Source organism: Rhodococcus sp. T7, from assembly GCF_009872365.1.
GTDB lineage: Bacteria > Actinomycetota > Actinomycetes > Mycobacteriales > Mycobacteriaceae > Rhodococcus_F.
The window spans coordinates 16,668-35,984 of record NZ_WXYH01000320.1; the positions used below are offsets into that span (position 1 = coordinate 16,668).

The 19,317-nt window shown below is 68.3% G+C and carries 19 protein-coding genes; 14 read left to right on the top strand and 5 right to left on the bottom strand.

The annotated features are described in order from the left end of the window. Window positions 1–93 precede the first annotated feature (93 nt). The 3 genes from MLGJGCBP_RS24625 to MLGJGCBP_RS24635 all read left to right on the top strand — a co-directional run bounded on the left by MLGJGCBP_RS24625 (window position 94) and on the right by MLGJGCBP_RS24635 (window position 2,351). Complete coding sequence (locus MLGJGCBP_RS24625) at window positions 94–741, top strand: LysE family translocator (protein WP_160098805.1); 648 nt, start codon at window positions 94–96, stop codon at window positions 739–741. An 88-nt stretch (window positions 742–829) separates the two neighbouring features. Beyond that, window positions 830–1,873 carry a zinc-binding dehydrogenase gene (locus tag MLGJGCBP_RS24630; RefSeq protein ID WP_160098807.1) on the top strand — a complete coding sequence of 348 codons (1,044 nt, stop codon included), beginning with the start codon at window positions 830–832 and terminating at the stop codon, window positions 1,871–1,873. Between the two features lie 52 nt (window positions 1,874–1,925). Then, on the top strand, window positions 1,926–2,351 hold the full coding sequence (locus tag MLGJGCBP_RS24635) for a VOC family protein (protein ID WP_072944880.1): 426 nt from the start codon (window positions 1,926–1,928) through the stop codon (window positions 2,349–2,351). 11 nt (window positions 2,352–2,362) lie between these two features. Here the strand turns inward: MLGJGCBP_RS24635 and MLGJGCBP_RS24640 are convergent, their stop codons facing one another. Together MLGJGCBP_RS24640 and MLGJGCBP_RS24645 are read right to left on the bottom strand one after the other, a co-directional pair. Then, on the bottom strand, window positions 2,363–3,394 hold the full coding sequence (locus tag MLGJGCBP_RS24640) for an AraC family transcriptional regulator (protein ID WP_160098743.1): 1,032 nt from the start codon (window positions 3,392–3,394) through the stop codon (window positions 2,363–2,365). Further along, the gene (locus tag MLGJGCBP_RS24645) at window positions 3,391–4,578 is read right to left on the bottom strand and encodes a pyridoxal phosphate-dependent aminotransferase (protein WP_160098745.1); all 1,188 of its coding nucleotides are present in this window, start codon (window positions 4,576–4,578) and stop codon (window positions 3,391–3,393) included. Before MLGJGCBP_RS24645 ends, MLGJGCBP_RS24640 begins: the two co-directional genes overlap by 4 nt. Window positions 4,579–4,698: 120 nt before the next feature. Between MLGJGCBP_RS24645 and MLGJGCBP_RS24650 the strand changes: the two genes are divergently transcribed. Beyond that, window positions 4,699–5,298: a carboxymuconolactone decarboxylase family protein gene (locus tag MLGJGCBP_RS24650; protein WP_072944874.1), complete on the top strand. Its 600-nt coding sequence runs from the start codon at window positions 4,699–4,701 to the stop codon at window positions 5,296–5,298. Here the strand turns inward: MLGJGCBP_RS24650 and MLGJGCBP_RS24655 are convergent. Further along, window positions 5,273–6,193 carry a sigma-70 family RNA polymerase sigma factor gene (locus MLGJGCBP_RS24655; protein ID WP_160098747.1) on the bottom strand — a complete coding sequence of 307 codons (921 nt, stop codon included), beginning with the start codon at window positions 6,191–6,193 and terminating at the stop codon, window positions 5,273–5,275. The two genes, MLGJGCBP_RS24650 and MLGJGCBP_RS24655, sit on opposite strands and share 26 nt — an antisense overlap. A gap of 280 nt (window positions 6,194–6,473) precedes the next feature. Between MLGJGCBP_RS24655 and MLGJGCBP_RS24660 the strand changes: the two genes are divergently transcribed. The 8 genes from MLGJGCBP_RS24660 to MLGJGCBP_RS24695 are packed head-to-tail and all read left to right on the top strand — an operon-like array spanning window position 6,474 to window position 14,551. Further along, window positions 6,474–7,544, top strand: a complete 1,071-nt coding sequence (locus tag MLGJGCBP_RS24660) for an ABC transporter substrate-binding protein (protein ID WP_160098749.1) — start codon at window positions 6,474–6,476, stop codon at window positions 7,542–7,544. A 38-nt stretch (window positions 7,545–7,582) separates the two neighbouring features. Further along, on the top strand, window positions 7,583–8,671 hold the full coding sequence (locus MLGJGCBP_RS24665) for an ABC transporter substrate-binding protein (RefSeq protein ID WP_160098809.1): 1,089 nt from the start codon (window positions 7,583–7,585) through the stop codon (window positions 8,669–8,671). Next, on the top strand, window positions 8,668–9,504 hold the full coding sequence (locus MLGJGCBP_RS24670) for an ABC transporter ATP-binding protein (protein ID WP_160098751.1): 837 nt from the start codon (window positions 8,668–8,670) through the stop codon (window positions 9,502–9,504). Before MLGJGCBP_RS24665 ends, MLGJGCBP_RS24670 begins: the two co-directional genes overlap by 4 nt. Beyond that, window positions 9,497–10,372 carry an ABC transporter permease gene (locus tag MLGJGCBP_RS24675; RefSeq protein ID WP_160098753.1) on the top strand — a complete coding sequence of 292 codons (876 nt, stop codon included), beginning with the start codon at window positions 9,497–9,499 and terminating at the stop codon, window positions 10,370–10,372. Before MLGJGCBP_RS24670 ends, MLGJGCBP_RS24675 begins: the two co-directional genes overlap by 8 nt. A 24-nt stretch (window positions 10,373–10,396) precedes the next feature. Further along, window positions 10,397–11,740 (top strand): LLM class flavin-dependent oxidoreductase, encoded by a 1,344-nt coding sequence (locus MLGJGCBP_RS24680; RefSeq protein WP_160098755.1) that lies wholly within the window; start codon window positions 10,397–10,399, stop codon window positions 11,738–11,740. Next, the gene (locus MLGJGCBP_RS24685) at window positions 11,737–12,951 is read left to right on the top strand and encodes an MFS transporter (RefSeq protein WP_160098757.1); all 1,215 of its coding nucleotides are present in this window, start codon (window positions 11,737–11,739) and stop codon (window positions 12,949–12,951) included. Before MLGJGCBP_RS24680 ends, MLGJGCBP_RS24685 begins: the two co-directional genes overlap by 4 nt. A gap of 13 nt (window positions 12,952–12,964) precedes the next feature. Then, window positions 12,965–13,954, top strand: coding sequence for an LLM class F420-dependent oxidoreductase (locus MLGJGCBP_RS24690; protein WP_160098759.1), 990 nt, complete (start codon window positions 12,965–12,967; stop codon window positions 13,952–13,954). A 33-nt stretch (window positions 13,955–13,987) separates the two neighbouring features. Beyond that, window positions 13,988–14,551 (top strand): GNAT family N-acetyltransferase, encoded by a 564-nt coding sequence (locus MLGJGCBP_RS24695; RefSeq protein ID WP_087557840.1) that lies wholly within the window; start codon window positions 13,988–13,990, stop codon window positions 14,549–14,551. On the opposite strand, the gene MLGJGCBP_RS24700 is transcribed toward MLGJGCBP_RS24695, so the two are convergent. Both MLGJGCBP_RS24700 and MLGJGCBP_RS24705 read right to left on the bottom strand, forming a co-directional pair. Beyond that, the gene (locus MLGJGCBP_RS24700; protein WP_087557619.1) at window positions 14,548–15,216 is read right to left on the bottom strand and encodes a DUF3239 domain-containing protein; all 669 of its coding nucleotides are present in this window, start codon (window positions 15,214–15,216) and stop codon (window positions 14,548–14,550) included. The two genes, MLGJGCBP_RS24695 and MLGJGCBP_RS24700, sit on opposite strands and share 4 nt — an antisense overlap. Before the next feature lie 37 nt (window positions 15,217–15,253). Continuing rightward, entirely contained in the window at window positions 15,254–16,933 is a 1,680-nt protein-coding gene (locus MLGJGCBP_RS24705) for a DNA repair helicase XPB (RefSeq protein ID WP_160098761.1), read from the bottom strand. Between the two features lie 173 nt (window positions 16,934–17,106). Here MLGJGCBP_RS24705 and MLGJGCBP_RS24710 point away from each other — a divergent pair, with 173 nt between their 5' ends. Together MLGJGCBP_RS24710 and MLGJGCBP_RS24715 are read left to right on the top strand one after the other, a co-directional pair. Then, window positions 17,107–17,868, top strand: a complete 762-nt coding sequence (locus MLGJGCBP_RS24710; RefSeq protein WP_072944856.1) for an LppU/SCO3897 family protein — start codon at window positions 17,107–17,109, stop codon at window positions 17,866–17,868. A 147-nt stretch (window positions 17,869–18,015) separates the two neighbouring features. After that, complete coding sequence (locus tag MLGJGCBP_RS24715; protein ID WP_160098763.1) at window positions 18,016–19,227, top strand: ROK family transcriptional regulator; 1,212 nt, start codon at window positions 18,016–18,018, stop codon at window positions 19,225–19,227. The last annotated feature ends 90 nt before the right edge of the window (window positions 19,228–19,317 follow it).

Below are 19,317 nucleotides of genomic sequence, written 5' to 3' on the forward strand. Positions count from 1 at the left end.
TCACTGGTCGTCGACGAATGCAACCCGGACACAGGTCCACCGAGGCTGGACTGGACCGCGACGGCGCGTCGCCGCGGTGGGATCGTGACGGACATGATCGATTCGGTGGCGGTGCTCGGGGTGGCGGCGATCGCGCTCGGCATGGTTCTCACGCCGGGACCCAACATGCTGTATCTGGTCTCGCGCAGCATCACCCAGGGCAGGGTGGCGGGCCTGGTCTCGCTGGCCGGTGTCGCTCTCGGGTTCCTGTGCTATCTGGCCGCTGCGGCACTGGGTATTTCGGCGGTGTTCTCCGCCGTCCCGCAGGTGTACACCGCGCTGAAGGTGGCGGGCGCGTGCTATCTGGGATGGCTGGCGTGGCACGCGTTGCGGCCCGGCGGTAGTGCGCCGTTCGCGCCTGCCCGGGCACTGCCCCGGGATTCGTCCGCCCGGGTGTTCCTGATGGATCTCACGACGAATCTGCTCAATCCGAAGATCGCGGTGATGTACCTGGCGCTGATCCCGCAGTTCGTGCACCCCGGCGCCGGACCGGTCTGGTTGCAGAGCCTGCTGCTGGGCAGTGTGCAGATCGTGGTCGCGCTGACCGTGAACGCGCTGATCGTCTGCGTCGCAGGAACTGTCGCGGCATTCCTGTCGGGACGCCCGGCATGGCTGCGGGCGCAGAAGTTCGTGATGGGAAGCGTCCTCGGCGGGCTCGCCGTCCACCTCGCGCTGGACCGGGCCCGGCCTGCGGTCGTCTGAGCCGGCCGCGGCGCGGGTGGCCCGAATCATGCACACCCGGGCATTCGTCGCGGGTACCGTCGAGGCAACGACGACGAAGGGGCGAGCGATGGCCGGGACAATGCGGGCGGAACGATTCCACGCAGACACGAAAAGGATTGCTGTGAAGGATGTTCCGATCCCGGAGCCCGGCCCCGGTGAAGTGCTCGTCAAGGTGGAGTTCTGCGGCATCTGCCACTCCGACCTGAGTCTGATCGACGGCACGTTTCCCGCGCTGCTGCCCGAGGTGACCCAGGGTCACGAGGCGTCGGGCACCATCGCGAAAGTCGGTGCCGGAGTGACCGGCTGGGCCGAAGGCGACCGCGTCGTGCCGTCCGCGGGCAGGCCCTGCTTCGCGTGCCGCAACTGCCGGCGCGGGGACCTCACGAACTGCCTGAACATCCAGCTCATGGCGTTCGCCTACGACGGCGCGTGGGCCGAGTACGCCGTCGCGCAGGCCGGGGGACTGACCCGCATTCCGGACAATGTTCCGTTCGAGCAGGCGGCCCTCCTCGCCGATGCGGTGTCGACGCCGTTCGGTGCGGTCGTGCGCACCGGCAAGGTCGTGGTCGGGGAGACCGTCGGCGTGTGGGGCGTGGGCGGCGTCGGCACCCACATCGTGCAGTTGGCTCGTCTGGTCGGCGCCGTCCCCGTGATCGCGTTCGACATCAATCCCGCTGTGCGGGAACGTGCTCTGGAACTCGGGGCCGATTACGCGTTCGACTCCCGGGACGAGGACCTGAAGGAGAAGGTCGCGGAGGCGACGGGAGGCCGGATGCTGGACGTCGCGTTCGACGCGGCCGGACTGAAGTTGACGTTCGAGCAGGCACTCGACTGCCTGACGGTGGGCGGCCGCCTCGTCGCGGTCGGACTGAGCGCGCAAGAGGCGTCGGTAGGGACCACCGCGCAGTTCGGGCTGTCGAAGAAGCAGGTACTCGGCCACCTGGGCTACAAGAACGTCGACATCGAAACCCTCGCCGAACTGGTGTCGCGCGGCCGACTCGACCTGTCGCGGTCGATCAGCGAGATCGTCCCGCTCGAGGACGTCGCGAAGGGCGTCGAGAAGCTCGCGAACCACGAGGGGGATCCCATCCGGATCCTGGTCAAACCCTGACGGGTGACGCAGCGCACCGGGACCTGTCGGTGCCCCGCTGTACCGTCGCGCCATGGGATATGAATTTCAAGTCACGGTGGACTCGGAGAACCCGCATACCCTGGCCAAATGGTGGGCCCAGGCGCTCGGCTGGGAGGTGGAGCCGAGCGACGAGGAGTTCATCCGCGGGCTCGTGCAGGCCGGCCACGCGCAGGAGTCCGACACCATCGAGTTCGAGGGTGTCCTGGTCTGGCGTGAGGGCCAGGCCATCCGCGATCCGGAGCACCCCGAGCGCCCCCGCGTGCTGTTTCAGCTGGTTCCCGAACGGAAGACGGTGAAGAACCGGCTCCACCTGGACATCAGGGTCGGGGACGCCCGCTACGAGGTCGCCGAGAAGCTCGAGCAGGCCGGCGCCACCGTGCTCCACCGGGGCCGCCAGGGGCCGAGCGAGTGGGTCACGATGACCGACCCGGAGGGCAACGAGTTCTGCGTCAGCTGACAAACGGCGACTCAGCGGTAGGAACTCGGTGTGCTGCCGGTCCAGCGCTTGAAGGCGCGACGAAACGCGCTGGGTTCGGAGAAGCCGAGCCGAGCCGACAGGTCGTCCACGGACTCGCCGCGCCGGAGCCCGGCGACGGCGGCGTCGCGGAGCACTTCCTCCCGCAACTGGTTCAGTGACGTCCCCTCCTGCCGGAGCAGCCGGCGCAGGTGGGGGACGCTGATCGACAGCATCTCCGCGATGTCCTCGGCCGTCGAGGTGCGGCCCTTCATGCCGTGTTCGAGGACCCGGCGTACCTGCGCGGACGCCGTGCTGTCGTAGTCGCGCTCCGACATCAGCAGCGTCGGCGACTCGCGCAGATACTCCTCGAGCGTCTCCTCGGTCTGGATGATGGGCGCCCGCATCACCGCGTTGTCGAATTCGACTGCGGGAATGTCGGAATCGAATGTCACGGGGACACCGAAGATGTGGTCGTAGTTCTCGGCGAGTTGCGGCAGCGGCGCCGGATACGGCAGTTCCACCGCCAGCAACCGGACCCTCTTGCCGACGAGCCACGCCGCGAACCGGTGGAGCAGGATCAGCAGGAAGTCCGTGGTGACGCGCGTCGCCTCGAGCGACAACTGCACCTCCTCGGCGGAGAGTTCGGCCGCCGCCGGGCGGATGTCGATGGTCATCCGGGTGCCGCCGTGGATACCCGGGCCGATGTGCAGCGCGGGCAGTGACGGCAGCGCACGGAGGATGTCGGCCATCCGCTCGAGGGCGGCGGACAGGTCCGCGGTGTGGATCAGGGCGAGGCACACGAGCCGGAACGTGCCGCGGGGGACCGGTGCCGGGCCGAGGCCGAACAGTTCGTCGCCCGTGATCTGCCAGACGGCCTGGGTGAACGCGGTGACCTGGGTGGGCGTCAACCGGGTCAGCGGATCTTCCAGCGACGCCGTCGTGAGTCCCGCCGCCGACAGCGCGGCGGAGAGGTCGACGCCGCGGCGCGCCGACAGGTCGAGCGACCGCCGCAGGAAGTCGGCGGGGATGGTGCGCGCAGTCACGATCCGGGCTTCCCGAGGGTCCGTAGCCGTCGTGCGGCCTCCGCGAGCACGTGATCCTGTTTGCAGAAAGCGAACCGCACCATTGGGTTCCACGGCTGCGGATGGTCGGTGAACACACTGACCGGCACCGCGGCCACACCGACGCGCTCCGGCAGTGTGCGGCAGAAGTCGATGCCGTCGCGTTCGCCGATCGCGGTGATGTCGGCGCACAGGTAGTACGTGCCGCCGCCCGAATGGACCTCCAGACCGGACGCGACGAGCGCGTCGTACAGCACGTCCCGCTTGGTCTGGAGACTGTCCCGCAGTTCCTTCACCCACTGCTGCTCGTGGCTCAGCGCGTGCGCCACCGCGGGCTGGAACGGTCCGCCGCCGACGAACGACATGTACTGCTTCGCGGTGCGGACCGCGTCGATCAGTTCCGCCGGACCGCATGCCCAGCCGATCTTCCATCCGGTGACGTTGAACGTCTTGGCGGCGCTCGACACCGAGACGGTGCGTTCGTACATTCCCGGGAGGGTGGCCAGGGCGGTGTGCGTCCGGCCGTCGAAGACCAGGTGTTCGTACACTTCGTCGCTCAGCACCAGCAGGTCGTGCTCGCAGGCCAGTTCCGCGACCGCGGCGATCTCGTCCGGGGTGAACACGGTGCCCGTCGGATTGTGCGGGGTGTTGATCACCAGCATCCGGGTCTTCGGCGTGATCGCGGCGCGCAGAGCGTCGAGGTCGACGACGAACCTCGTGCCGGAGCGGGCGAGCGGCACACTGCGCCGCACCGCTCCCGCCAGCGCGACCGAGGCGGCGTAGGAGTCGTAGTACGGCTCGATCAGCACCACTTCCTCACCCGGTTCGACCAGGCCGAGGATGGCGGCGCTGATGGCCTCGGTGGCGCCGACGGTGACCAGCACCTCCGAGTCGGGGTCGTGGTCGAGTCCGTACCGGGCCAGGCGGTCGGCGGCGACCGCCTGCCGGAGCACGGGCATACCGGGGCCGGGTGGGTACTGGTTGAGCCCGTCCGCGATCGCTTGCCGCGCGGTGTCGAGCATGGACGCGGGACCGTCGGTGTCGGGGAAACCCTGACCGAGGTTGATCGCGTCGTGACGCACGGCGAGCGCAGTCATCTCGGCAAAGATGGTGGACGCGAACGGCTGCAAGCGCTGGACGGTGCGGTTGCGCGGCGTTGCGGGCATTACTGCAGCGTAGTCGGTGTGACGGCGACCGTTGCACACGGCCGCGTCACGTTCTGCGGGGCTGTCTCGTCTTCTCTGTAGACGGCGCGCGTAGGGCGCCCGGTGACGATGGAGGACGCAATGCCCCGCATTCCCGCAGTGGCCCCCGCGGACGCGAGCCCGCTGGTGAAGGTCGCCTACAAATATGCTGCCCACAAGTTCGACGAGGTGCCCGAGCCGTTCGCCGTGCTCGCCCATCACCGCAAACTGTTCGTCGCCTCGGCCCGGCACGAGATGGCGGTGCAGAAGGCGTCGACCGTCCTCCCGGCGAACGTGCGCGAGATCGCCGTCTTCCGCGTGGCGTGGACGATCGGCTGCTCGTGGTGCGTGGACTTCGGCACGATGCTGCAGCGCCTCGACGGCCTGGACGTGGAGCGGCTGAAGCACATCGCCGATTACGCCGACTCGCCCGCGTACAGCGAGGACGAGCGCGCGGCCATCGCGTACGCCGACGCGATGACGGCGACGCCCACCACTGTCACCGACGAGCAGGTCGCGGACCTCGAGCGCCGCTTCGGCCGGGCCGGCGTCGTCGAACTGTCCTATCAGATCGGTATCGAGAACATGCGCGCCCGGATGTACTCGGCGCTGGGCATCACCGAACAGGGCTTCGGCACCGATTCGTGCCGGGTGCCGTGGGCCGACGACGCCGCGGTCACGACGGACGGTCCGGGAGCATGATCCCGGCGAACTTCTCCGGGTTGGCGATGTCGTACGCCGCATAGACGAGACCGTCGCGGACGGTGAACCCACCCACTCGCGCAGGCGAGCTGCGGTGGGCTTCGTCTCCGGTGAATCCGGCGGTGAAATAGCCGAGCTGGCCGTTGACCAGAACCAGCTGCATGGCGGTGAACACCTCCGGCCCGTACCGCTGGACGAGGCCGAGGAAGAAGCGGGCGAACTTGTCGGCGCCGCGGATGACGTTGACGGCGGTGCTCGTGGTGCCGTTGGCGTCGCCGATGACCAGGGCGTCCGGGTGCAGCGCCGCGACCACCGCGTCGAGGTCGCCGCCGGCGAGAGCCTCGAGCAGCCGCTGCACGGCGAGAGCATGCTCCTCGTCGGGAACGGCGGGTGTCGTTGCGGCAGCCGCCTTGCGGGCTCTCGACGCGAGCTGGCGCGCCGCGGGTGCCTCGATACCGAGAATCCCGGCCACCTCGTCGAACGGCACCCCGAAACCGTCGTGCAGCACGAACGCGACCCGTTGCGCCGGGGTGAGGGTGTCGAGCACGATCAGCGCCGCGAGGCGGTTGTCCTCGTCCCGGACGACCGCTTCCAAGGGATCCGGCTCGGCGGACGGCGACAGCCCGGTGACGACCGGTTCCGGAAGCCATTGGCCGACATACTGTTCCCGCCGCACCGCGGCCGAACGCAACCGGTCGAGGCAGATCCGCCCGACCACCGTGGTCAGCCAGGACCCGAGGTCGCGGATGGTCGCGGCGTTCGCGTCGTCGAGTCGCAGCCACGACTCCTGCACGGCGTCCTCCGCGTCACTGACACTTCCGATCAGCCGGTACGCTACCGAGAGCAGATGCCGCCGGTGGGACTCGAATTCGTCTACCAGCGTCGCAGTGGGCATGCCGATATCCTACGTGCGGTCCAGACATAAAATCCGTCGTGTGCGTAACCGTTGACCCTGGTGGTGGGTCCGGACGTATGGTGTGGCGACCACACCACGTCCAGGGAGTCTGCCATGTTCCAGTGTTCCAGCTGTCGTAGCTGACCTGGCTTTTCCGCACCCCTTTTTCGTCTGCACGTCCTGCCAACCCCCCCTCCGGCGACCGCCGGGCCGGCCGGAGTGCGCTCGCACGACCCGCTGCTTCGTCGTTCGCGGGCACCACACACTAGGAAGACCTTCGATGACTCGTCCCCGTTTCGCGCGGACTCTGGCGGCCGCGGCCGCCCTCCTCTCCCTCACCAGTCTCGCCGTTGCCTGCTCCAAATCCGAAACCACCACGACCGCCGACGGCAAGACCGTGCTGCGCTACGAGGGAACCACGGGCCAGGTCTCGTTCCCCGAACTCGCGGCCGACCTCGGCTACTACCAGAAGGTCGAACTGAACTGGATCGGCGACAGCACCAGTGGCCCGCAGAGCATTCAGAACGCCGCCACGGGTCAGACCGACTTCGGTGGGGCGTTCAACGGAGCGGTGCTGAAACTTGCTGCGGCCGATTCTCCGATCACGTCCGTCATCGGCTACTACGGCTCCGACAAGGAGACGTTCAACGGGTACTACGTGCTCGACGGAAGCCCGATCACGTCGGCGCGTGACCTGATCGGCAAGAAGGTCGGCATGAACACGCTCGGCGCGCACCACGAGTTCCTCGTGCGTGAGTGGCTGTCGCGGGAGGGACTGACCCCGGACGAGATCAAGCAGGTCGAGCTCACTGTCGTGCCGCCGGTGAACACCGAGCAGGCGCTGCGGCAGGGACAGATCGACGTCGGAACGCTCGGAAGCGTGTTCCGGGACAAGGCCGTCGAACGCGGCGGCATCCGCCCGCTGTTCACCGACGAGTCCATCTTCGGTTCCTTCACCTACGGATCGCTGCTGTTCCGCAACGACTTCATTTCGAAGAACAAGGACGCCGTCGCCGACTTCGTGCAGGGCACGGCCCGGGCCATCCGCTGGACGCAGACGACGCCGCGCGACGAGGTGATCGCGAAGTACAAGGAGATCATCACCGGGCGCGGCCGCAACGAGACCACCGACCTCGTCGGCTACTGGAAGTCGCCCGGTATTGCCGGTCCCGGTGGCGTGATCACCGACAAGGAAATCCAGACCTGGATCGACTGGCTCGTCCGCAACGGGGAACTCGAGGACGGCAAGCTCACGCCGGCCGACGTCTACACCAACGAGTACAACCCGTACGCCAACGGCACGTACCCCGCCGACAGCGGCCCCGACGGACAAGCGCTGTCCGCCAAGTGAATTCCGCCCCAGGTCCCCACGAGGAGAAAGTGAAGTCGATGTCCCACTCCCGGTTCCGGCGCGGCGCCGTGCGCGCACTCGCGGCGACCGCGGCACTGTTCACGCTGGCCTCGGGATTGGCGGGGTGTGCCGGCTCGTCGGATACCGCCACCACCGAGGACGGGAAGACGGTTCTGCGGTACCAGGGGTGGGCCGGAGACGTGGGATTCCACGAACTCGCCGAGGACCTGGGGTATTACGGCAAGGTCAAGCTCGAATGGGTGGGCGACACCACCAGCGGCCCGCAGGACATCCAGTCGGCGGCCACCGGTGACGTCGAGTTCGGCTCGGCCTTCAACGGAGCCGTCGTCAAGCTCAACGCCGCGGGAGCGCCGATCACGTCGGTGCTGAGTTCCTACGGCGCGGATGCCGGCGAGTTCACGGGCTACTTCGTGCTGGACGGCAGCCCCATTCGCTCAGCGCGGGACCTGATCGGCAAGAAGGTCGGGATGAACACGCTCGGCGCGCACCACGAGTTCCTCGTCCGGGAGTGGCTGGCCCAGCAGGGCCTGACCCCGGACGAGATCAAGCAGGTGGAGCTGATCGTCGTTCCGCCGGTGAACAACGAACAGGCGCTGCGTGAAGGCCAGATCGACGTGGCCGCGATCAACGGCATCTACCGCGAAACAGCCCAGGAGCGTGGGGGAATCCGGCCGCTGTTCACGGACCGGGATCTGTTCGGCGCGTTCAGCTACGGCACCTACGTGATGCGGGACGACTTCCTGGCGAAGAACGAGGACGCCGTCGCGGACTTCGTGCAGGGCACGGCCCGGGCCATCCGCTGGACCCAGGTGACCCCGCGCGAAGAGGTGGTCGCACGGCTGAAGAGCATCATCGACAAGCGTGGCCGCAACGAGAGCGACGAGGCCATCGACTACTGGCGCAGCTCCGGAATTCCCATCGCCGGGGCCGTGATCCAGGAGAAGGAGCTGCAGACCTGGATCGACTGGCTCGTCCGGAACGGGGAGCTCGACGAGGGCAAGCTGACCGCGACCGACCTCTACACCAACGAATTCAACCCGTACGCCAACGGCACGTTCCCCGCCGAGAGCGGGCCCGACGGAGAAGTACTGGAAGGACAGAAATGAGCACCACCGCTTCGAATCCCGACCGGGTTCAGACGCCCAAGCTCCGCCTCGAGCGCGTCACCAAGCAGTTCGACGTGCGCGGGTCGAAGGACAAGTTCACCGCGATCGAAGACATCGACATCGATCTCGCGGACGGCGAATTCCTCGTCCTCGTCGGACCGAGCGGTTGCGGAAAGTCCACGCTGCTCGACCTGCTCGGTGGGCTCAGCACACCCACGTCCGGCCGGATCCTGCTCGACGGGAAGCCCGTCACCGGCCCCGGCCTCGACCGCGGCATCGTCTTCCAGCAGTACGCGCTCCTGCCGTGGCGGACGGCACGGCACAACATCGAGTTCGGACTCGAGGCGAAGGGACTCCCCAAGAAGGAACGGCGGGAACTCTCCGAGCACTACCTCGAACTCGTCGGTCTGAAGGGATTCGGCGACCGCTACCCGCACGAGCTGTCGGGTGGCATGAAGCAGCGTGTCGCGATCGCCCGCAGCCTGGCGTTCGACCCCGAGGTGCTGCTGATGGACGAGCCGTTCGCCGCGCTCGACGCGCAGACCCGCGAGTCGCTGCAGGATGAACTGCTGCGCATCTGGAAGGCCACCGGGAAGACCATCCTGTTCATCACCCACGGCATCGACGAGGCCATCTACCTCGGGCAGCGGGTCGCCGTCCTGACGTCACGCCCCGGCCGGGTGAAGACGTTCGTGGACATCGACATCGACCGCAGCGGCGAGGACGTCCGGTCCAACGAGCAGTTCCGGCACTACCGGCACCGCATCTGGACGCTGCTGCACGGCGAAGTGGAGCGTGCACAGGTTATCGAGAAGGAGGAAGCACATGTCTAGCGCACTCGCGACACCCGAAGTTCCCGTCGCCGCCGATCCGACCCGGACCGCGGCTCCGACGCCCGCTTCCACCCCGCCCGAGCCGGGTGCCGTCCAGCGTGCCGGCGCGGCGCTGGGGCCCATCGCCTGGCGGATCCTGAAGCCGTCCATCGCGATCGTCGCCTTCCTGGCGCTGTGGGAGATCGCTCCCCGCGTCGGTCTCGTCGACGAGGTGTTTCTGCCCCCGTTCAGCACGGTGATCGAGGCGTTCTTCGACCTGGTCCAGAGCGGTGAGCTGTGGCAGCACGTGTCCGCCAGCCTCTCCCGCGCACTGATCGGCTTCTTCGTGGCCATCGTGATCGCGATCCCGCTGGGCATCGCCATCGCCTGGTACCGGCCCGTGTCGGACTTCCTGAACCCGATCCTGGAACTGTTCCGCAACACCGCGGCGCTGGCACTGCTCCCCGTCTTCATCCTGATCCTCGGCATCGGTGAGGAGTCCAAGATCGCCCTGGTGATCTACGCGTGCACCTTCCCGATCCTGCTGAACACGATCTCCGGTGTCCGCACCGTCGACCCGCTGCTGATCAAGTCGGCGTCCTCGCTGGGGTTGTCGCCGGTGCGCCTGTTCCAGAAGGTGGTCCTGCCCGCCGCCGTCCCCACCATCTTCACCGGAATCCGGATGGCCGCGGCGTCGTCCATCCTCGTGCTGATCGCCGCCGAGATGGTCGGGGCCAAGGCCGGGCTCGGCTACCTGATCACGGCCTCCCAGTTCAACTTCCAGATCCCCAACATGTACGCGGGCATCGTCGCCATCTCGGTTCTCGGCCTGACGATCAACGCCGTTCTCGTACTGATCGAACGCAGGCTGTCCCGCTGGCGGGTCTAGTCCTTACCGGAAAAGAAAACCTACATGTCACAGGATTCACAGTTCCACCTCAACGCGTTTCTCATGGGCGTGGGACATCACGAGGCGGCGTGGCGCCACCCCCGCACCGAGGCGCACCGCGTCCTGGACGTCGCGCACTTCCAGGAACTCGGCCGGATCGCGGAGCGCGGCAAGCTCGATTCGGTGTTCTTCGCCGACGGTCTCGCCATCGGACCGCGGATCAAGCACAACACGCAGGCGATCTTCGAACCGGTCACGCTGCTCTCGGCGATCGCCGTCGCCACCGAACACGTCGGGCTGATCGCCACGGCGTCGACGAGTTACTCCGACCCGTACACCCTGGCCCGCAAGTTCACGTCGCTCGACCACATCAGCAGTGGCCGGGCGGGTTGGAACATCGTGACCTCGGCAGGCGCTGACGAGGCCGCCAACTTCGGCGTCGACGGCATCCCCGCGCACAGCGGACGGTACGAGCGCGCAGAGGAATTCGTCGACGTCACCCTCGCCCTGTGGGACAGCTGGGAGGACGGCGCGGTGGTGCTCGACCCGGAGACCGGGGTGTTCGCCGACCCCGGCAAGGTCCACACCATCGACCACGACGGACCGCAGTTCCGGATCAAGGGTCCGCTGAACTCGCCGAGGTCCGCTCAGGGGCGGCCCCTGCTGGTGCAGGCCGGATCGTCGGAGAGCGGCAAGGAGTTCGCGGCGCGGTACGCCGAGGCCGTGTTCACCGCGCAGCGCACCCTCGAGCAGGGGCAGGAGTTCTACCGCGACCTCAAGGCGCGGGTCGTCAAGCACGGCCGCAGCGCCGGCGACCTCAAGGTGCTGCCCGGCATCGTGCCGTTCATCGCCGACACCGAGGAGGAGGCGAAGGCGCTCGAGCAGTCGTTCACCGATCTGATCTCGCCCGAGTACTCGCTGCGGCAACTGTCGACGATGCTCGGTGTCGATCTCACGAAGCATTCCCTCGACGCCCCGCTGCCGCCGCTCCCTCCGCTGGACGAGATCCAGGGCAACAAGAGCCGGTACCAGCTGGTGAAGGATCTCGCGGCCGACGGATCGCTCACCGTCCGGCAGCTGATCGGGCTGCTCGGCGGCGGACGCGGGCACCGCACGTTCGCAGGCACCCCGGAACGGGTGGCGGACGAACTGCAGACCTGGTTCGAGCAGGGCGCGGCCGACGGTTTCAACATCATGCCGCCGTACCTCCCCGGCGGACTCGACGACTTCGTCGACCGGGTCGTGCCGATCCTGCAGCAGCGCGGACTGTTCCGCACGGAGTACACGGGGACCACCCTGCGCGGTCACTACGGACTCGCGGACGTCGACAACCGGTTCGCGGGCGCGGTCGACGAAGCGAGCGCATGAGCGGCGAGACCGGTCTGAAGCCTCTCGTCACCACCGTCTTCGTCCCCGCCGCGATCTTCGGCATCGGCCAGGGCGCCGCCGCCCCGGTCATGGCACTGACGGCCCGCGAACTGGGTGCGTCGGTGGCCGTGTCCGGGCTGATCGTCGCGGTCGTCGGGCTCGGCGCCGTCCTCGGCGACCTGCCCGCGGGCCGGATCGTCGCCAGGTTCGGGGAGCGGCGGTCGATAATCGGCGGCAGTGCCGTCGGTGCCACCGGAGTACTGGTCTGCCTCCTCGCGCAGACGCCCTGGATGCTCGGTATCGGCGCACTGCTGACCGGGCTCGCGAACGCCGTGTGGGGGCTGGCCCGCCAGAGCTATCTGGCCGATGCCGTGCCGATCGGGCTGCGGGCCCGGGCGATGTCGTCGTTCGCGGCGATGTGGCGGCTCGGCTTCTTCGTGGGCCCGTTGCTCGGTGCCGCCGTGATCCTGGTGGTCGGCGCGCGGGGCGGGTTCATGGTGCAGTTCGTCGGCGTCGTGCTGTCCGGGTGGCTGATGTCGCGGGTCCCCGACCCGCCGCGCCGCGACCCGGCCTCCGTACGTGGGCACGCGACGCTGCCGTCGATCCTGCGTCGCCACCGGAGGCTGCTGGCCACCCTCGGAGCCGGATCGCTCATGATGGGCGCGGCCCGCGCCTCCCGGGAAGCGGTGCTCCCACTGTGGGCCGCCCACCTCGGACTCGACGCCGCCCAGGTCAGCCTCGTCTTCGGTGTCGGTGCCGCCGTCGACCTGCTGTGCTCGTATCCGGCCGGACATTTCATGGACCGGTACGGGCGCAGGTTCATCGCGGTGCCGTCGCTGCTGGTGATCGGCGTGTCCTACCTGGCGTTGCCGTTCTCGCACGACCTGTGGTCGATCGGGATCGTCGCCGTCGTGATGGGAATCGGCAACGGCGTCATCATGACGCTCGGCGCCGACATCGCCCCACCGGCCACCCGCGCCGAATTCCTCGCAGCATGGCGGCTCACCCACGACACCGGCATGTTCGCCGGACCGTTCGGGGTCGGCGCGCTCGCCGCGGTGGTCCCGCTCGGCGCCGCCGTCGCCGCGATCGGGGGAGCGGCGCTGCTCGGCGCCGGACTCCTGTTCCGATTCATCCCCGTCTATTCCCCCTGGCCACCGCCGCCCGTGGCGGAGCCGGATTCCTCACCGCTCGAAAAACAGGAAGCATAGGTACATTCGTTTCATGCGCTTCGGATTGTTCGTTCCTCAAGGTTGGCGTCTGGATCTCGTCGGAATCGATCCCGCGGATCAATGGTGGGTGATGCGCGACTTCGCGTTGCGCGCCGACCAGGGTTCGTCCTGGGATTCACTCTGGGTCTACGACCACTTCCACACCGTCCCGGCCCCGACCGAGGAGGCCACGCACGAGGCGTGGACCCTCATGTCCGCGTTCGCGGCCGTCACGTCGCGGGTGCGTCTCGGTCAGATGTGTACGGCGATGAGCTACCGCAACCCCGCCTACCTCGCCAAGGTCGCCGCCACCACCGACCTCATCTCGGGTGGACGGATCGAGATGGGCATCGGCGGCGGCTGGTACGAGCACGAATGGCGGGCCTACGGGTACGGATTCCCCTCCGCCGGTACGCGTCTCGGCCGCCTCGACGAGGGCGTGCAGATCATGCGCCAGGCCTGGACCAACGGCACCGCGACCCTCGAAGGCAAGCACTACCAGGTCGACGGCGCCATCGTCCGCCCACTTCCGCTGCAGGACGGCGGCATTCCGCTGTGGATCGCCGGTGGCGGCGAAAAGGTGACGTTGAAGATCGCGGCAAAGTACGCGCAGTACACCAACTTCGACGGCACACCCGACGGATTCGCACAGAAGTCCGAGATCCTGCGGAAGCACTGCGACACCGTCGGCACCGACTTCGACGCCATCACCCGCTCGGCCAACTACAACGTCGCGATCGGCACCACCGAGGCGGAGGTCGAGCAGCGGTTGCTCACCCTGAAGGACCGGCTCACCCCCCACGTCGGCGCCGACGCCGCCGAGGGCGCGCTCGGAGCCTTCCGGGGCATGCCCGGTGTGGGCACACCGGAACAGATCGTCGAGAAACTGTCGGCGCTGAAGGAACTCGGCATGTCCTACGGCATCTTCTACTTCCCCGAAGCCGCCTACGACACCTCGGGCATCGAACTCTTCGAGAAAGAGGTCCTGCCCGCGTTGCGGTGAGTAGGTTGGTTTCCCGGGCATAGAGTGGCGGGCATGTTCGTCGTCACCCTCGCCGCCGACAACGTGTGGCTGAGCCCGCCGGTCGTCACCGACATCGACGCGATCTGCTCGGCGTGCGGTGAGGCGTCGATCGCCGAGTGGACGACGATGCCCGCCCCGTACGCACGCTCGGACGCAGAGCAGTTCGTGCGGCAGACGGTGCCGACCGGCTGGGCCGACCGCAGCCCCACCTGGGCGCTGCGCGGACACGAGAACGGGCCGGTGCTGGGGATGATCGGCCTGATGGCCCGGGACCTGACGGCTGCGGAGATCGGGTATTGGCTGTCGTCGTCCGCACGCTCGCGGGGGCTGATGACGACGGCGGTGAACCTGGTGTGCGATTTCGCGTTTCGTCCGGACGGGATGGCGCTCGAACGCATCGAATGGCGTGCGTTCGTCGGCAACCGGGACTCGGCGGCGGTCGCCCGCCGGGTGGGCTTCCGGTTCGAGGGAGTCCAGCGCGCCGGACTGGTGCAGCGCGGCGTCCGGCGTGATTCGTGGGCTGCCGCCCTGCTGGCCGGCGACCCGCGGCAACCGGCCGAAGGCTGGCCGGGCTAGCGTAAGCCTTCCGGAAGGTCGTGCTCGGACACCGCGACCCGCTGGTCGGGGCTGGTCCGGATGTGCTCGGACTCGGCGATCCGGCTCTGCAGGAAATCCCACTCGACCTGATCGATGGCGACCTCCGCGCGGGACCGCACGGCCGCGTCGCGGGTGCCCCACGCGATCGGCATCGGGCTGACCATCTCCCAGGTATCGGCCACGCTGTGGGTGTTGCGGTCGTTCAGCAGGGCGACGGACGGCACCCGGTCACCCACCCGCTGCTTCTGGCCGGTGCGGATCGGAACGTTGCGGGTGACGAGGGCGTACGACGGGTGGCCCGCGGACGGCTTCGCGATGTCGATCAGCGACAGCAGGGTCACCGCGCGGGGATGGACCTCCGAGACGACGGCGGGCACCAGCGGGCTCTTCGCGTACAGGTCCTCGATGCTGCCGACCTTCTTCGGTACCCAGAACGCCACCCACACGGACGTCAGCGCGGCGATCGCCACGACGGCACCCAGGATGATCGACCAGGGGTGGGCGAGCAGGATCAGACCGGCAGCGGCGGCCGCGAACAGCAGCGCCACCACGATCGCCGACACCTGCAGGCGTCGCATGTCGGCGAACGTCTGGTTGACGGACTTCGCGTAGGGCCGGTCGACGGTGAACTCGAAATGTCGCACGGCCCCAGCTTAGAGGCCCCGCTCCGGTGGCAGGCGGCTACCCGATGGCCGGGCCCAGCAGGTCGTCGGCGTCGGTGATCCGGTACGCGTACCCCTGCTCGGCGAGAAACCGCTGCCGGTGGGCGGCGTACTCGGCGTCGAGCGTGTCCCGCGCCACCACCGAGTAGAAGTGGGCCTGGCCGCCGTCGTGCTTGGGCCGCAGCAGGCGCCCCAGCCGCTGAGCCTCCTCCTGACGGGACCCGAACGTTCCCGAAACCTGCACGGCGACAGACGCTTCCGGGAGGTCGATCGAGAAGTTCGCGACCTTGCTGACCACCAGCGTCTGGATTTCGCCCGCCCGGAAACGGTCGAACAGTTCCTCCCGCTCCTTGTTCTTCGTCGACCCCTTGATGACCGGGGCGTTCAGCGCCTCACCCAGTTCGTCGAGCTGGTCGAGGTACGCGCCGATGATCAACGTCGGTGCGTCGGTGTGCCGTTCCAGGATGGACTTCACCACCGCGATCTTGGTGTGTGCGGTGGAACACAGCTTGTACCGCTCGTCGGGTTCGGCGACGGCGTACGCCATGCGTTCGGCGTCCGTCAGCGTCACCCGCACCTCGACGCAGTCGGCGGGAGCGATCCACCCCTGTGCCTCGATGTCCTTCCACGGCGCGTCGTACCGCTTCGGCCCGATCAGCGAGAACACGTCGCCCTCGCGGCCGTCCTCGCGCACCAGGGTGGCGGTGAGGCCGAGGCGTCGGCGGGACTGCAGGTCGGCGGTCATGCGGAACACCGGGGCGGGCAGCAGGTGCACCTCGTCGTAGATCACGAGACCCCAGTCGCGGGAATCGAACAGTTCGAGATGCTTGTATTCGCCCTTCGTGCGCCGGGTGATCACCTGGTACGTGGCGATCGTGACCGGGCGGATCTCCTTGCGCTCGCCGGAGTACTCGCCGATCTCCTCCTCGGTCAGCGACGTGCGCGCGATCAGCTCGCGCTTCCACTGCCGTCCCGCGACCGTGTTCGTCACCAGGATCAGCGTGGTGGCCTTCGCCTTGGCCATCGCCGCCGCACCGACCATCGTCTTGCCCGCACCACAGGGCAGGACGACGACGCCGGATCCGCCCGCCCAGAACGAGTCGGCGGCCATCTCCTGGTAGTCGCGCAGATGCCACTTGCCGTCCGCCGACCCCGGGGACGTGCCCTCGAAGTCCAGGTCGATGGCGTGCGCCTCGCCGTCCACGTACCCGGCGAGGTCCTCCGCCGGCCAGCCGACCTTGAGCAGCAACTGCTTGAGACGGCCGCGCTCGCTCGGGTGGACCACCACCGTGTCGTCGTCGACGCGGGCACCGAGCATCGGGGCGATCTTCTTGTGCCGGGTCACCTCGGTGAGGACCGCGCGGTCCAGGCTGACCAGCGTCAGACCGTGGGCGGGGTTTTTCACCAGCTGCAGGCGCCCGTACCGGGCCATCGTGTCGACGATGTCGACCAGCAGCGGTTGCGGCACCGCGTACCGGGAGAAGTTGACCAGCGCATCGACCACCTGCTCGGCGTCGTGCCCGGCGGCGCGCGCGTTCCACAGCGCCAGCGGGGTGATGCGGTACGTGTGGACGTGTTCGGGCGCGCGCTCGAGTTCCGCGAACGGGGCGATCGCCTGACGGGCGTCGTTCGCGCGTTCGTGATCGACCTCCAACAGCAGGGTCTTGTCGGATTGGACGATCAACGGTCCGTCGGTCACGGAAGCCTCCTCGAAAATGCGGTGCCGGATGTAGCCAGCCTGTCCATTGTCCTGATCCGGGCGGCGGCGCGCCACGTCGCGGCCCCCGGCAGGGCCGATACCTGCACATCCGGGGCGGTCGGGGCCTAAATTGAGGGGCAGCCGGATGGATCGACCCAGAGACGAGGCTCGCGATGACCCAGCCCCCCGACGACCCGAACCGTCCCGATCCGAGCGTCCCAGGCGAGCCGCCGAACAACCCGCAGCAACCGTACCCCCAAGGTGGGCCGCAGCAGCCCTACCAGCAGGGTCAGTACCCGCAGCAGCCGTACCAGCAGGGTCAGTACGCCCAGCAGCCCGGTCAGTATCCGCCGGGCCAGTACGGGCAGCAGCCCGGCCAGTACCCGCCCGGCCAGTACCCACCGCAGCCGAAGAAGTCGCGGAAAGGGTTGTTCATCACTCTCGGCGTCCTCGCCGTCGTGATCCTCGCGGCCGTCGCCGCGTTCGGTGTGTACGCGGTCAAGAGCGCCGACGAGAACGCCCTCGACGTCGGCGACTGCCTGTTCTTCGAGTCCGCGTCGACCACCGCGGCCGACACCTCACACGAGAAGCGGGACTGCTCCGACAGCGAGGCCACGTACGAGGTGGCGCAGAAGAACGACGGCGACGTCCAGTGCGGGGAGGACTACTTCTCCTACACCCTGGTCGGCGAGGACAAGGACGTGCAGACCACGCTGTGCCTCGTCCCGAACATGATCGAGGACTCCTGCTACCTGCTCGAGGACGACGGCCGGATCGTGCCGTCCGACTGCTCCGACATGCAGACCGTCAAGGTCGTCAGACGCGCCGACGGCCAGGACGACGAAACCCTGTGCAACGAGTTCGACACCGCATTCCCCATCGCCTTCTCCGAACCCCAGCGCACGTACTGCATCGAGGTCAATCTGGGTGGCTGACGCCCCGTGAGTACTTATCAACCGCCGGCGGTTAACAAGTACTCACAGGGAGTTAAATTCACGGGAATCCAGTCCGTTGAACTGCACGTTCCCCTTCGCTAGCGTTCGAGGTCAGGCCATATCACTGCGCGCGGCGAAGGGGGAACGATGGCGCGAACCCAGCCCGTCACCCGGCGCGGCGCCGGACGTTCCGGCGCCAGCGCGGGCACGGTACTGCGCACGGTTCTCGACAGCGGGCCGATCGCGCGCAGCACCGTCGCCCGCGTCACCGGGCTCTCACCCGCGACGGTGACCACGGCCAGCGCCCAACTCGTCGACCACGGCCTGCTGCGGGAACTGCCGGAGATCGCGGGTCCCACCGGGCTGGGACGGCCACACGTGCCGGTGGACGTCGACGACAGCCGGTACGTCGTCTACGGCATCCACCTGGCGATCACCCACGTGACCACCGCATTGCTCGACCTGCGCGGGCAGGTGCTGGCGCGGTCCCGGGATCCGCACTACGGGCTGGGCCCGGCCGAGATCCTGCGGAACGCCGTGACGACGCTGGAGGCGCTGGCCGTCCGGCACGGTGAGCCGTCGGTTCCGATCGGTGTCGGTTTCGCGGCGGGCGGCTGGATCGACTCGGAATCGGGTGTGGTGCGCGAGCATCCGATCCCGGGGTGGAACGGGTACCCGGTCCGCGCGGATCTCGAGCAGCGCACGGGCCTGGACGTCCGGATGGATTCGCACGCGCGCGCTCTCATCGACGCGGAGGTGCTGTTCGGGGAGCCGAGGGCGCGGGAGAGCGTGGTGCAACTCTTCGTCGGGAACGTGGTGGACGCCGCGTTCGCGACCGGCGGCGTGGTCCACCACGGTCCTCGCGCTGCGGCGGGCGCGGTGGCGCACGTGCCCGTCGAGAACAGTGTCGAGGAGTGCGCCTGCGGGCGCACCGGATGTGTGCAGGCCACCCTGTCGGATCGGGTGCTGGTGCGCAGGGCGATGGAGCTGGGCATCATCGAGCGGCCGATCTTCCGCGACCTTCTCGACGCAGGCCGCCGCCGGCACCCGGAGGCGTTGGCCCTGTTCACGGAGCGGGCGCACGGCGTCGGGGTGGTGGCGGCGCGTCTGCTGGATCTGTTCAATCCGGAGGTCCTCATCGTCTGCGACCAGAGTGTGAGCGGGATTCCCGGTTGTCTCGACGCGGTCCGGCGGGCGGTCGCGGAGTCGTCGGCGACGTGTGACGATCCGTCGTGGTCCGTGTTGTCCACCAGCTTTCCGGGTCGGGCGCTGCCGGTGTCCGCCGGTTCCGTGATCCTCGCGGAGCTCTACCGGGCGCCGCTCACCAGCTTCGTGCGGCCGCTGGCCGGAATTTCGTGACGTGTATCACAGGGCCGGAGTTAATTCGGCAGGAAGCAATGTTGACGGGGATTGCGCTGGATCGCAAGGATATTGGTGTGAACATCACCA

Coding starts and splice junctions, on each gene's coding strand:
- MLGJGCBP_RS24625 (WP_160098805.1), top strand. CDS start 94: ATGATCGATTCGGTGGCGGTGCTCGGGGTGGCGGCGATCGCGCTCGGC.
- MLGJGCBP_RS24630 (WP_160098807.1), top strand. CDS start 830: ATGGCCGGGACAATGCGGGCGGAACGATTCCACGCAGACACGAAAAGG.
- MLGJGCBP_RS24635 (WP_072944880.1), top strand. CDS start 1,926: ATGGGATATGAATTTCAAGTCACGGTGGACTCGGAGAACCCGCATACC.
- MLGJGCBP_RS24645 (WP_160098745.1), bottom strand. CDS start 4,578: ATGCCCGCAACGCCGCGCAACCGCACCGTCCAGCGCTTGCAGCCGTTC.
- MLGJGCBP_RS24650 (WP_072944874.1), top strand. CDS start 4,699: ATGCCCCGCATTCCCGCAGTGGCCCCCGCGGACGCGAGCCCGCTGGTG.
- MLGJGCBP_RS24655 (WP_160098747.1), bottom strand. CDS start 6,193: ATGCCCACTGCGACGCTGGTAGACGAATTCGAGTCCCACCGGCGGCAT.
- MLGJGCBP_RS24660 (WP_160098749.1), top strand. CDS start 6,474: ATGACTCGTCCCCGTTTCGCGCGGACTCTGGCGGCCGCGGCCGCCCTC.
- MLGJGCBP_RS24665 (WP_160098809.1), top strand. CDS start 7,583: ATGTCCCACTCCCGGTTCCGGCGCGGCGCCGTGCGCGCACTCGCGGCG.
- MLGJGCBP_RS24670 (WP_160098751.1), top strand. CDS start 8,668: ATGAGCACCACCGCTTCGAATCCCGACCGGGTTCAGACGCCCAAGCTC.
- MLGJGCBP_RS24675 (WP_160098753.1), top strand. CDS start 9,497: ATGTCTAGCGCACTCGCGACACCCGAAGTTCCCGTCGCCGCCGATCCG.
- MLGJGCBP_RS24680 (WP_160098755.1), top strand. CDS start 10,397: ATGTCACAGGATTCACAGTTCCACCTCAACGCGTTTCTCATGGGCGTG.
- MLGJGCBP_RS24685 (WP_160098757.1), top strand. CDS start 11,737: ATGAGCGGCGAGACCGGTCTGAAGCCTCTCGTCACCACCGTCTTCGTC.
- MLGJGCBP_RS24690 (WP_160098759.1), top strand. CDS start 12,965: ATGCGCTTCGGATTGTTCGTTCCTCAAGGTTGGCGTCTGGATCTCGTC.
- MLGJGCBP_RS24695 (WP_087557840.1), top strand. CDS start 13,988: ATGTTCGTCGTCACCCTCGCCGCCGACAACGTGTGGCTGAGCCCGCCG.
- MLGJGCBP_RS24710 (WP_072944856.1), top strand. CDS start 17,107: ATGACCCAGCCCCCCGACGACCCGAACCGTCCCGATCCGAGCGTCCCA.
- MLGJGCBP_RS24715 (WP_160098763.1), top strand. CDS start 18,016: ATGGCGCGAACCCAGCCCGTCACCCGGCGCGGCGCCGGACGTTCCGGC.